The organism is Pantoea sp. GCM10028869, from assembly GCF_042666835.1.
Lineage (GTDB): Bacteria > Pseudomonadota > Gammaproteobacteria > Enterobacterales > Enterobacteriaceae > Pantoea > Pantoea leporis.
Genome location: NZ_JBHTGO010000003.1, coordinates 555,811 through 567,692, shown reverse-complemented (window position 1 = coordinate 567,692; position 11,882 = coordinate 555,811). Strand labels below are relative to the sequence as shown.

The following is an 11,882-nucleotide window of genomic DNA, read 5'->3' as shown; positions in this document are numbered from 1 at the left end:
GACATTGATTGTGTGATGTCAAATTCGCTCACAAATACGATTTCAACCGAAGCGTACGCGAATTAATTCGCCACAAATCTCGTAGGACCGCCATTTAGAGCGACCTGGTTGCCGCTGCTACATTTCCCGCCAAAACTTCTTCTTACTGGTTTTACCAATCCCTGGATTACAGCTGTTGGTGGGATCAAGCTGTTTCCAGTGCGCGACATGCTCACACGACGCCTGATAAAGGTGCCCAACATTGTGCTCGGCGGGATACTTCGCGCCGCGCTGTTCCAGATACCGTTTCACCTCTTCCTTAAACACTTTTGCGTCGTAGCCGGGTTTCAGCACGTAATCCTGATGATTGACGAAGCAGAAGAAGTGCCCGCAGCACGAATCAACCTGTACCTGCGCCGCCAGATGATCGGGCAGCGTCAAACGCCACGCGTCATCATTGCGACGCAGCGCCACGTCAAACGCCACCAGCCGCTCGTTGGGGTTGTAACCCAGCGCGTCGCAGTAGGAAATGGTGCAGCCGCCCACGCCGAAACGCACCAAAAACGCATCCGCCGCTTCACGCGTATTGCAGCGGAAAAAGCCGCCGTGCTGCTCAGCAAAGAATTGCTGCAGTAAACTCTGCAACTCGGCGGTTTGCGGCGACTCTACTTTGATCATCAGATGATGTTGATACTCGCTGCGGTAATCCATGATGCGCGGCGCGATAAAGCTCGGCGTCAATTGGTTAAAGAATTGCAGCACCCGATCAACAAAATTGCGCGGCAGGAATTTAAGATGGCTGACGCGCACATCCCATTTGGCTTTATTGGCCATCATCTGCGGAATGGCCTGCGGGCCCAGTTTGCGAATCGCCAGATACATATGCTTGGCGTAGCGCACGGTTAAATCGAAGGCATTGCGATGGATATATTCCGCCTGCAGCGGCAGTTCGCTCATTTCGGTTAGCAGGAAACGGCGCAGCGCCACCAGCACGTTCTCATCGTTAGTGCCGATGTAGAAGGTGTCGCTGCCGGCGCTGGCTTCGAAGGTGGGCAAGCGTACAGCGAACACCACCACTTTACCGGCGCTGCCCGAGCTGTCGTGCAGGTAGCGCAGATCGCCATTGAAGCGTGCTGGGGAATCCGCGGTCACATCTCGTAAGCGGTCGGCGTAGTCATCGGCCCAGATTTTACCCTGCCAGTCGGCTTGCTCGCCGGTTTGATACTGCTGCTGCGTGAGATTTGCCAGCATCACTTCTGGCGTGTCGCCCAACTCGATGCCGAGGTGATTAACCATCTCTAAGCGACCATCCTCATGAATACGGGCGAACAAGGATTTTTCGGTAAACGCGGGGCCGCGCCGAATCAGCGAGCCACCGGAATTATTACAGATCCCGCCGACCACCGACGCGCCGATGCAGGATGATCCAATCACCGAGTGCGGCTCTCGACCGAGCGGCTGTAAGGTGTGTTCCAGTTCAGTCAAGGTGGTGCCGGGGAAGGCGATCACCTGGCGCGCCTGATCGATCACCTGCACGCCTTTGAGCTGGCGGGTGCTGATGATCACGATATCGCGGTCGTAATCATTGCCGTCGGGCGTTGAGCCGCCGGTGACGCCGGTATTTGACGCCTGCATCAACACAATCACATCGTGCGCCACGCACACCTGCAGTGTTTGCCACAGCTGCAACAAGGTTTGCGGTAACGCCACCGCCAGCGCGTCACCGCGCCCGACGCGGAACCCCTTTATGTACCAGGCTTTATCATCCGCATGGGTTAATAACTGTTTGTCACCCACCACCGCGGCCAACTTAAGCAAAATATCCTTCTGCATGCTCATTTTTCTCTTCTTTATTCTTTATCTGCCACGGTATTGGACAAGCGCAGCTGCACTGAGTCAATCATTCACTGGCCCTGACGCGTAAATAACGCACGGAATCATTATCCCTTTTTACTTTACGGAATAACCGGCAGGAACCGATAAAAATGCGCGGGAAATCACAAAATAGATCGAAATAAAAATCGCCAAGGGCGCGTTTATTTGGCTTGCTGATTTTACTGCGCAAAATATATATAAACCTATGATTTTATTTGTTATTAAGGTTTTAAGGTGAAAAATGCCATGTGATTTATATCACAAAAATAAGCCTTTGTTGGATGCTGTCAATTATCTCACTCGGGAAATTCATCGCAAAAGTGTGACATTCGTTGCAAATAACAATGCGGTTAATCGGAAGAATGAATTCCAGACGCACAGCATAAAGGATGATGACAATGAGAATTGGCATGGTGATCAGCGGTGGCGATGTCACCGGGATTAATAACTTTGTGTATCAAATATCGCGCTTAACTCAAGCGGAAATGGTGTTATTTAATGGTGGTATTCCAGGTTTGCTGGAAAACAATCATCAGGAAATATCCCAACGTGATTTAGTGGATTACGCCATCGCCGCTATTCCGGTGATGCAATCGGGACGAACCAGCAGGAAATTAATTCGCCCGGAATATGAGATGATCGCCAAACACCTTAAATCGCTGCGCATCGATGTATTAATTATGGCGGGCGGAGATGGTTCATTACAATTCCTGCATACGCTGAGCGAATTTGGTGTTAACTGTTTTGGCGTCGGCATGACCATCGATAACGATGTCTTTGGCAGTGATTACAGCATCGGTTTCTCCACCGCCTGTGAGCAGGTGTTAAAAGAGGTGGCGAAGTTACGTAATACCGGCCGCGCCTTAACCGGTCGTGTATTTATGGTGGAGCTGCTGGGTGGTTATTGCGGTGAATTAACCTTGCAGTCAGCGATCAAATCCAATGCCGATTTCGCGCTGATCCCGGAATGCCAGATTGCACCGCAGGAGCTGGCGGAGCGCATCACGCAGCGGCTGGCGGCGCAGAACAGCGTAATAATTTTGTGCTCGGAAGGTTATACCCGTGAATATTCGCCGGGCTTTCAGGGCGCTATCGATACCTTAATTAAACAAATTGAACCGTTAATTGGTGTGCGTATTCGTAAAACGATTATCGGTTATGGCCTGCGTAATGGCGATCCTACCTGTGAAGAGATTTATCAGGGCACCATTATGGCCAGTGAAGTCGCGCGTTGTATTCAGTCGGGAATGCGCAATAAAGCGGTGATTATTAATGGCAGTAATCGACCGATTCCGATTGATTTAATAAGCATGAAAAAACGCCTGGTCGATACGGAAGGGCATCATTATAAACTCGCTAAACAACTGCAAATTCTGTGAGGAAATAGCCATGCTGAAAATATTATGTGTCTGTGGATGTGGTTTGGGTTCAAGCTTTGCGATTGAAATGAGCGCCAAGTCAGTATTAAAGAAACTCGAAATTGATGCTGATATTGATCACACCACCATTTCTGAAGCCAACGCCTTTAAATCCGACATGATTTTAACCCAGAAAGCCTTTGCTGATGTGTTAAATGCCGATGCCAGCCCGGAACAGATCAAGCGGGTGATTATTCTCAATAAGCTGACCGACAAAGCAGAAATTGAAGAGAAAATCGTGGCGTTTATGAAAGAACGTAACTTAAAGGTTGCTAATCATGAATAGTGTCATCGACTTCCTGGTAAAAGACTTATTGGGGCAGGCATCGATACTGATCGCCTTTATTGCCCTGATTGGTCTGCTACTGCAAAAAAAATCGGCGGGCAAGGTGGTGGAAGGCACCTTTAAAACCCTGCTCGGTTTCTTAATTATGATGGCCGGTATCAACATTATTGTCGGTACGCTGACCTTCCTGAACACCATTTTCACCCACGGCTTTGGCATGCAGGGTTATATCACCGACGTTGCCGCCATTGCCGGGTTAGCAAACCGCGAGCTGGGTTCAGAAGTGGCGCTGACGCTGTTGGTGATCTTTATCGTCAACATCATCATTGCGCGTCTGACACCGTTCAAATACATCTTCCTTACCGGACAGGCGCTGCTGTGGATGGCGACCATCGGTGCGGTGATTGGCTATAAAGCGGGGCTGACAGGTTTACCTCTGATCCTTACCGGCGGCATTTTTGGCGGCATTATGGCGGTGGTGATGCCTGCACTGGCCCAACCGGTGGTGCGCCGCATCACCGATTCTGACGACGTGGCGCTCGGGCACTTCTGCACCATTGGCTATCTGCTGACGGCGGCGGTGGCAAAGGTGGTGGGCAAAGGGTCGCGCTCCACCGAAGATCTCAAACTGCCCGACAACTTTAAATTCCTGCAGGACACCTATCTGTCGATGGCGGTGGTGATGGTGCCGATGTACCTGATCCCTGCGGTCGCCGCCGGTCCGGAATTTATCGGCCAGTACAGCAACGGCATGAACTACCTGATGTACGCCTTTATGCAGTCGATTCAGTTCGTGTGCGGTGTGTTCGTGCTGTATAGCGGCGTGCGTCTGTTGCTGAACGAACTGGTGCCGGCTTTCCGTGGTATCGCCATGCGTCTGGTGCCGGATGCAAAACCGGCGCTCGACTGCCCGGTGATGTTCCCGTACGCCCCGAACGCGGTGATCGTCGGCTTCCTCGCCACCACGCTGGGTTCGGTGGTGGGCATGCTGGTGTTCCCGATGTTTGGTCTGGCGATGATTCTGCCAGGATTGCTGACTAACTTCTTTGCCGGTGGCACCGCAGGCGTGTTCGGTAATGCGCTCGGTGGGCGTCGCGGCGCAATGATCGGCGGTTTCGTGCACGGTCTGTTCATTACCTTCCTGCCGGCGATTCTGGTGCCGATGCTGGAAAGCTACGGTTTTACCGGCGTCACCTTCAGTGATTCGGATGTCATCAGTACCGGCCTGGTGCTCGGCCATGCATTCCAGAATAACTGGCTGTTCGTCGCGCTGTTTATCGCCTTTATTACTCTCATCGCCTGGTTTGTTAACGGAAAATCCACCAAGTCTAAATCCCATGAGGAAAAGCTCCATGAAACTTTATAACTTTACCGATCTGTTACAGGTGGCTAAAGAACGTGAATTTAAAGCGCTCGGTTCCTTTAATTTGCACTGCCTGGAAATGTTGCCCGCCTTTTTTAAAGCAGCGGAGAAAACGAATAGCCCATTAATGATTCAGATCTCAACCGGAACCGCCAAATATCTCGGACATAAATTATTGGTAGATGCGATTCGCTCATTGTCGGAAAGCCGTAATGTGCCGACCTGTTTGCACCTCGATCACTGTTCGGATTTGGACGCTATCCAAACCGCGCTGGATGCGGGCTTCAGTTCAATTATGTATGACGGTTCACATTTACCGATTGAAGAGAACATCGCCAATACGCGCCGTGTTATTGATATGGCGCGCCCGCTGGCGGTTTCGGTTGAGGCGGAATTGGGCGCGATTGGCGGTTCGGAAGATGGCAAAGAGGTGGAAATGAACGATGCGGCGTTTACCACCGTCGATGAAGCCAAACGCTTTGTCGATGAAACCGGCGTCGATATGCTGGCGATCTCCATCGGCACGGTGCACGGCTTGTACACCGGTAAAGCCCATATTCAGCATCAGCGCCTCGCGGAAATTACCGATGCTACGAAAACGCCGCTGGTGCTGCACGGTGGTACCGGCGTCAGCGATGAGGATATGCGTCTTGCGGTGCGCAGCGGGATTGAGAAAGTCAACGTTGGCACCGAGATGAATGTGCAGTGGGTTGCAAACTGCAAGCAGACGTTTGAAAAGGGCAAGGTCAACGACAGCGTGCGTAATTTCCTTGTGCCGGCCAACGATGCCGTGACCAATGTGCTGGTAGAAAAGATTCAACTGTTCCGCTAATTCCGACTTACTCATGACGTAATAACCTGAGGTGCCCGGCGCCATTCGGGGCAGGAGATGCTATGTTTGGATTCTTGAAAAAGGGCTCTGATAATAAGAGCCAGGATTCACAGGAAATAGATCTTCAGGCTGAAACCATCAGCGGGAAAATAAGCGAACTGGAACAACAGTTGGCTAGTAATCCGCAGGCGGCAGACACGCAAAAACAATTAATGCTGGAATATAATCGTGCATTAAATATCTTTGCCAAAAGTCGACACTATCGTCAGGAAATTGATCCGTTGTTTGTCAAAATTGATGAACTGCGTAACACCATTCGCAAATCGTTTTAAGGAGGCAGTATGAGTATTAAACAGCTGCTGCAGGAGGCAAGTGCGATTCAGGTGGGGATCAGCGCCAGGGATTGGCGCGAAGTGATCGCGCTGGCGGCGCTGCCGCTGGTGAACGGCGGTTACATCAAAGCCAGTTACCCGGAAGCGGTGATCGCTAACACGCTGGAGCATGGCGCCTATTACGTGTTTGAGGAGGGCATCGCCATTCCCCATGCGCGGCCGGAGGCCGGCGTGCTGAAAGATTGTTTCAGCATGATTGTGCTGGATGAGCCGATCTCATTCGACGGCAGTGACAAAGCCGACATCGTGATTATGTTCGGTGCACGTGACAGCAACGCCCACATTGAAGAGGGCATCCGCGCGATTGTTACGCTGCTGGAGGATGAGGAGACGCTGGTGCGACTGCGAAAGGCCAGCAGTGCCGCGGAGGTGATAGAAATCCTATGACAACCGACACTGAAGAGAAAATTGTCGTGCTGGTGAACGGCATTCCGGCTTCCGGCAAAAGCACGCTAACGCGCGCGCTGGCCGAGCAGTTCAGCTTTCCGGTGCTGACGCTGGATAGCCTGAAAGAGCCGTTTATGGCCAGCTTTGCGCCGGTGGATCGCCTGCGCAATCGCCAGTTAGGTTGTGCGGCGTATCAGGCGATCTGGCAAGTGGTGGCGCAAGCGCCGACGCGTTGTATCTATGTCATCGATGCCTGGTTTGGCTTCCAGCCGAAAGAGGTGCTGCAGCAGGGATTGCAGCAGGCGGGCGTGACGCGGGTGCTGGAGCTGTGGCTGGCGATCACGCCGGATGAGGCGGTAGCGCGTTATCAGGCTCGTTTAACCGATCGCATGCCGGGACATCCGGGCGCGGAGTATCTGCCAGAACTGCGCAAGTTAGCAGAAACCGCCCAACCGATGGCGCTGGGTCCGGTGTTGCAGCTTAACGCACGCAATCCGGATCAGGCGGCAGCCTGCGCCTGGTTACAGCGTCAACTGCGGCTGCCGATCAGCGCTCAACCGGCTTTATCGGCCTCGGGCTAAATAATGTCGGCAGCAGGCTGATCGCACATCAGCCCTGTGGCCGACAGCACCATCGCATGATTCGTCAATGCATCTTCTCCTGCCTGAACCAGGCTTTGTGATTACGCTCACAGAGGAAAGCATGATGAATATCGATTTACACGGAAAAACAGCCTTAGTTACCGCATCAACTGGCGGTATCGGTTTTGCCATTGCACAAGGTCTGGCGGCCAGCGGCGCGGAAGTGGTGCTGAACGGGCGCAGCGAAGCATCGGTGAGTCGTGCGCGGGAGAAGCTTAACGGCGTAGTGGCGGGGGCCAAAATTCACACCTTTATCGCCGATCTCGGCAGTGCACAGGGCGTTAAGCAACTGCTTAACGGCTTGCCGCCGATCGATATTCTGGTGAATAACGCCGGGATTTACGGTCCGCAGGATTTCTATCAGGTGGATGACGAAACCTGGGATGCCTATTGGCAAACCAACGTGATGTCCGGCGTGCGTCTGTCGCGGGCTTTATTGCCGGAGATGGTGAAGCGTGGTTGGGGCCGCGTGGTGTTTATCTCCTCTGAATCAGCCTTGAACATTCCCGCCGATATGCTGCAGTACGGCGTGAGCAAAACGGCGCAGCTGTCGCTGGCGCGCGGTCTGGCGAAAGTGGTGGCGGGCAGCGGCGTGACGGTAAACAGCGTGTTGCCCGGCCCAACGCTCTCTGATGGCTTTGCCGCGATGATGGAAGATGAGGTGAAGCGCACCGGTAAGGCGCTGGAAGAGCTGGCGAAAGAGTTTGTGATGGCGCAGCGGCCAAGTTCGGTGATCCAGCGCGCCGCCACGGTGGAAGAGGTGGCGAATATGGTGGTGTATGTTTGCTCGAAACAGGCGTCGGCGACGTCCGGTGCCGCGCTGCGCGTCGATGGTGGCGTGGTGGATGATATTGTTTAACGCCGTGTAACGATCAAATTTTGATGGCCGCAATCATCGTAGCGGCGCCATTTATTGCGTCGTGTTTAGGTGGGTAATATGCCTTCGTTGAGATGCGCGATAAATCGCGCCGCTACGATCCTGGATCTGGGTTGAACACCACAAAGACAAAAGTTTACACAGCAAAGCTTGGTGTTTCTGCTGCAGATGCTTAAAATGTCCGCACTTTTCTCTGAGGCTGCGGCATGACGATATCGCTATCACGCGCAAAATGGATTCTGGCACTGGTTTGTCTGGTGCTGGCGTTTTGTCTCGTCCAGCGCAGCTTCAATTTGCCTTCCGCACCTTTAGCGCAGGTCAGCGCGTCCGCGCACACCAACAGCAGTGATGATGCCAGCGGCAGCGAAAAACCCTGTGCGCTAAGCGCCAAATCGCTGAGTGCCGCCGCGCCAATCCTTGATACCGCATTGCCTTTCCTGCTGTTGCTGCTGGCACTGATCGCCACTTTCAAACAAACTACCACTTGCGTCGGCTATCGCCGCGCACCGCTGTTTCCGCCTCTGCGACGGCGGCATCTGACCTTTTGCGTCTTCCGGGAATAACACCTGCGCGTTACATCGCGTAAACCCTGTTATTCACTGGAGAATTCACATGACTGTATTGATCAGGAGCCTGCTGCTCCTGCTGGCGAGCTGCGCAATTACTGCGCAGGCGGCAGACACCGGCTGGCTGCGCAATGCGCAAAACAGCCACGCCGAAGTGCGCTTGCGCAGCGCCAGCCACAACGATAATCAGCAACTGCTGCTGGATATTCGCCTGCAACCCGGCTGGAAAACCTACTGGCGCACGCCTGGCGAAGGCGGCGTTGCGCCGGAAATCCGCTGGCAAACCCCGGCGGTCAAGGCGCAATGGTTCTGGCCCGCGCCCGAGCGTTTTGACGTCAGCGGCTTGACCACGCAAGGCTATAAAGGCGATATCACGCTGCCGATCGAGCTGGCGAAACTGTCGAGCCAGCAACTTGTGGGAACGCTGACGCTCTCAACCTGTAGCGATGTTTGCATCCTCACCGACTTCCCGTTCAGCCTCGATCTGACCCAGCCCGCAGACGCCGATTTTGCCCGCGATTTCGCCGAGGCGATGGGGCGCATCCCGGCGGCTAGCGGCTTAACCGATCAACTCCACGCCAGCTTTGTAAATGGCGAATTGCAGATCCGCGCACAGCGTCAGGGCGGCTGGCAACAGCCTGAACTGTTCTTCGATTATCCGCCGGGCAGCATGCTGGCGGCACCGACGATCCGTGTGAATGGCGACACGCTCAGCGCGCGCGTAGCGGTCACCGATGAATGGGGCGAAGCGGCACCGGATCTGCGCGGCAAAACGCTGTCGCTGGTGGTTGCGGATGCTGGCATTGCGCAGCAAAGCGCGATAAATATCGGCACGGAAACGCTGGTGTCCGGCGGTGCGGCGCAAACCTTATGGTCGGTGTTGCTGCTGGCGCTGCTCGGCGGCTTGATCCTCAACCTGATGCCGTGTGTGTTGCCAGTGCTGGCGATCAAGCTCAGCAGCCTGGTGCAGCAGCAAGGGCAAACGCAGCGTCAGACGCGCCAGCAGTTTCTCGCCTCCAGCGCTGGAATCATTTTCTCCTTCCTGCTATTGGCGCTGCTGATGACGGGACTGCGACTCAGCGGTCAGGCGCTGGGCTGGGGCATTCAGTTCCAGAGCAGCGGCTTCCTGCTGGTGATGGTGCTGGTGATGTTCCTGTTTAGCGCCAGCCTGTTTGATCTGCTGCATTTCCGCTTGCCGTCGGGTTTGAATACCAAACTGGCGACGCAGGGCGGCGACGGCTTGCTCGGCCACTTCGGCCAGGGCGCGTTTGCCACCTTGCTGGCCACGCCGTGCAGCGCGCCGTTTCTCGGTACGGCGGTGGCTTATGCGCTGACGGCACCGCTGCCGCAGCTATGGCTGCTGTTTGTCGCGCTCGGCGTTGGCATGAGTTTGCCGTGGCTGCTGGTGGCGGCGTTACCGGGCATGGCGCGCTGCCTGCCGCGTCCGGGGCGCTGGATGCTGCATCTGCGCAGCGTGCTCGGCCTGTTGATGCTGCTCGCCACCTTCTGGCTGGTGACGTTGCTGGTGCCGCATTGGGGCAGCACCTTCGCGCTGGTGCTGGCGGGCGTGTTACTCGTGGTGTTGTGTGGCTGGCTGGTGAAACGTCGCGCGCTGCAGCAGGCGGGCGTGGTGTTTATCACCCTGACGCTGGCCGGAGCGCTGTTCCTGATGACGCGTATCTCGCCGGAAGAGGAGGCGCTGCACTGGCAGCCGTTGACCGAAGCGGCGATCCATCAGGCACTTGAGCAGGATAAACGGGTGTTTGTCGATGTCACCGCCGACTGGTGCATCACCTGTAAAGTGAATAAATCTCGCGTCCTGAATCAGCCCGATGTGCGTGCTGCGCTCAAAGCCGATGATGTGGTACTGCTGCGCGGCGACTGGACGCAGCCCGATCCCGCCATTGGTGAATTCCTGCGCCGCCGCGACCGCGTGGCGATCCCTTTTAACCAAATTTATGGCCCGGCACTGCCGCAAGGCCAGATTTTGTCACCGCTGCTGAGTCGTGAAGCGGTGATCTCCACTCTCTCTGAGGCGAAAAAATAATGAAGAAATCCCTGTTACTGCCACTGATGTTTCTTGCCATGCCTGCACTGGCGGCCGCGCCTTTTACGCCTGAGCAGGAGGCGCGCATCAAAGAATTGATCCGTGAAACCCTGGTGCAGAATCCGTCGATTCTGGCGGAAGCCGCTGATGCCTTTGATAAAGAAGCAGCGCAACAGCAGCAAAACGTAGTGGCGCAGATGGTGAAGAAAAACCACGATGCGCTGTTCAACGACGCCGGTTCACCGCGCATTGGCGCTGAAAAACCGGCGCTGACGCTGGTCTATTTCACCGATTACAACTGCGTGTTCTGCAAGAAGTTTGAAGCCGATATCGAAAAACTGATTAAGGCTTATCCGCAGGTAGCGGTGGTGATCAAACCGCTGCCGTACCGTGCTGAAACCTCTCTCACCTCGGCGCGTCTGGCGCTCACCGTGTGGGAGCAGCAGCCGAAAAACTTCCTAAAGCTGCATGAGCGTTTGATGGCGAAAAAGGGCAATCACGATAACGCCAGCATCGACGCGGCGCTGGAGAAAACCGGCATCAAGCTGAAAGAGCCAAGCAAAGTGAGCCTCGATACCATCAACAGCAACCTGACGCTGGCGCAGCAGCTCGGCGTTCAGGGCACGCCAGCCACGCTGGTGGGCGACCAGATGATCAGCGGCGCGGTGCCATATGAGCAGCTGGAAGCGGCAGTGAAAGGCGCGCTGCAGGCGAAGCAATGAGTCGATTAAAGCGCTGGCTGCGTGAGGCACTGCTGCTGGTGCTGATTGTCGCGGCTGCGCTGTGGGGCATGGATTGGCTGCGGGCACCGCAGCTGTCTGCCGACCTGGCGCAACAACCGCTGACCTCGCTGCAAGGTGAGGTGAATCTGGCGGAACTCAGTCAGGAACGGCCACTGCTGGTGTACGTCTGGGCAACCTGGTGTGGGGTGTGCAAACTCACCACGCCAACCGTGGCGGCGATGAGTCAGGAAGGTGACAAGGTGGTGAGCGTGGCGCTGCGTTCCGGCAGTGACGCGCGCGTGGCAACCTGGCTGGAGAAGAAAGGGCTGCAAGGCGTGGCGATCAATGATGAGAGCGGGGCGATCGGCCAGCGCTGGGATATCAACGCCACGCCGACCTTTATCGTGCTGCATCAGGGCAAAGTCATCAGCACCAGCAGCGGCTGGACCAGCGGTTGGGGGCTGAAACTGCGACTTTGGTGGGCTTCCCGCTAATCG

The 11,882-nt window shown here is 55.2% G+C and carries 13 protein-coding genes; 12 read left to right on the top strand and 1 reads right to left on the bottom strand.

The genetic code is table 11. The annotated features are described in order from the left end of the window. Positions 1-117 precede the first annotated feature (117 nt). Complete coding sequence (gene dld, locus ACFQW4_RS10450) at positions 118-1,818, bottom strand: D-lactate dehydrogenase (RefSeq protein WP_377725191.1); 1,701 nt, start codon at positions 1,816-1,818, stop codon at positions 118-120. Between the two features lie 434 nt (positions 1,819-2,252). On the opposite strand from dld, the gene ACFQW4_RS10445 reads away from it, so the two are divergent. The 12 genes from ACFQW4_RS10445 (at position 2,253) to ACFQW4_RS10390 (ending at position 11,879) form a co-directional block, all read left to right on the top strand. Then, positions 2,253-3,233: a 6-phosphofructokinase gene (locus ACFQW4_RS10445; protein ID WP_101764479.1), complete on the top strand. Its 981-nt coding sequence runs from the start codon at positions 2,253-2,255 to the stop codon at positions 3,231-3,233. Positions 3,234-3,243: 10 nt separating this feature from the next. Next, complete coding sequence (locus ACFQW4_RS10440; RefSeq protein ID WP_008110086.1) at positions 3,244-3,558, top strand: PTS sugar transporter subunit IIB; 315 nt, start codon at positions 3,244-3,246, stop codon at positions 3,556-3,558. Next, complete coding sequence (locus ACFQW4_RS10435) at positions 3,551-4,924, top strand: PTS sugar transporter subunit IIC (RefSeq protein WP_008110085.1); 1,374 nt, start codon at positions 3,551-3,553, stop codon at positions 4,922-4,924. The genes ACFQW4_RS10440 and ACFQW4_RS10435 overlap by 8 nt, the downstream gene beginning before the upstream one ends. Further along, positions 4,911-5,753, top strand: a complete 843-nt coding sequence (locus ACFQW4_RS10430; protein ID WP_101764478.1) for a class II fructose-bisphosphate aldolase — start codon at positions 4,911-4,913, stop codon at positions 5,751-5,753. The genes ACFQW4_RS10435 and ACFQW4_RS10430 overlap by 14 nt, the downstream gene beginning before the upstream one ends. A 62-nt stretch (positions 5,754-5,815) precedes the next feature. Further along, positions 5,816-6,085: a hypothetical protein gene (locus ACFQW4_RS10425; RefSeq protein WP_277974825.1), complete on the top strand. Its 270-nt coding sequence runs from the start codon at positions 5,816-5,818 to the stop codon at positions 6,083-6,085. Positions 6,086-6,094: 9 nt separating this feature from the next. Then, positions 6,095-6,532, top strand: coding sequence for a PTS sugar transporter subunit IIA (locus ACFQW4_RS10420; RefSeq protein WP_101764476.1), 438 nt, complete (start codon positions 6,095-6,097; stop codon positions 6,530-6,532). Continuing rightward, positions 6,529-7,113: an AAA family ATPase gene (locus ACFQW4_RS10415; RefSeq protein ID WP_354466065.1), complete on the top strand. Its 585-nt coding sequence runs from the start codon at positions 6,529-6,531 to the stop codon at positions 7,111-7,113. Before ACFQW4_RS10420 ends, ACFQW4_RS10415 begins: the two co-directional genes overlap by 4 nt. Positions 7,114-7,237: 124 nt before the next feature. After that, positions 7,238-8,032 carry an SDR family NAD(P)-dependent oxidoreductase gene (locus ACFQW4_RS10410; protein WP_377725375.1) on the top strand — a complete coding sequence of 265 codons (795 nt, stop codon included), beginning with the start codon at positions 7,238-7,240 and terminating at the stop codon, positions 8,030-8,032. A gap of 224 nt (positions 8,033-8,256) precedes the next feature. After that, complete coding sequence (locus ACFQW4_RS10405) at positions 8,257-8,613, top strand: hypothetical protein (RefSeq protein ID WP_377725186.1); 357 nt, start codon at positions 8,257-8,259, stop codon at positions 8,611-8,613. Positions 8,614-8,662: 49 nt separating this feature from the next. After that, positions 8,663-10,663 (top strand): protein-disulfide reductase DsbD family protein, encoded by a 2,001-nt coding sequence (locus ACFQW4_RS10400; protein WP_377725184.1) that lies wholly within the window; start codon positions 8,663-8,665, stop codon positions 10,661-10,663. Continuing rightward, entirely contained in the window at positions 10,663-11,385 is a 723-nt protein-coding gene (locus ACFQW4_RS10395; protein ID WP_110866094.1) for a DsbA family protein, read from the top strand. The genes ACFQW4_RS10400 and ACFQW4_RS10395 overlap by 1 nt, the downstream gene beginning before the upstream one ends. Continuing rightward, on the top strand, positions 11,382-11,879 hold the full coding sequence (locus ACFQW4_RS10390; protein ID WP_377725181.1) for a protein disulfide oxidoreductase: 498 nt from the start codon (positions 11,382-11,384) through the stop codon (positions 11,877-11,879). The genes ACFQW4_RS10395 and ACFQW4_RS10390 overlap by 4 nt, the downstream gene beginning before the upstream one ends. The last annotated feature ends 3 nt before the right edge of the window (positions 11,880-11,882 follow it).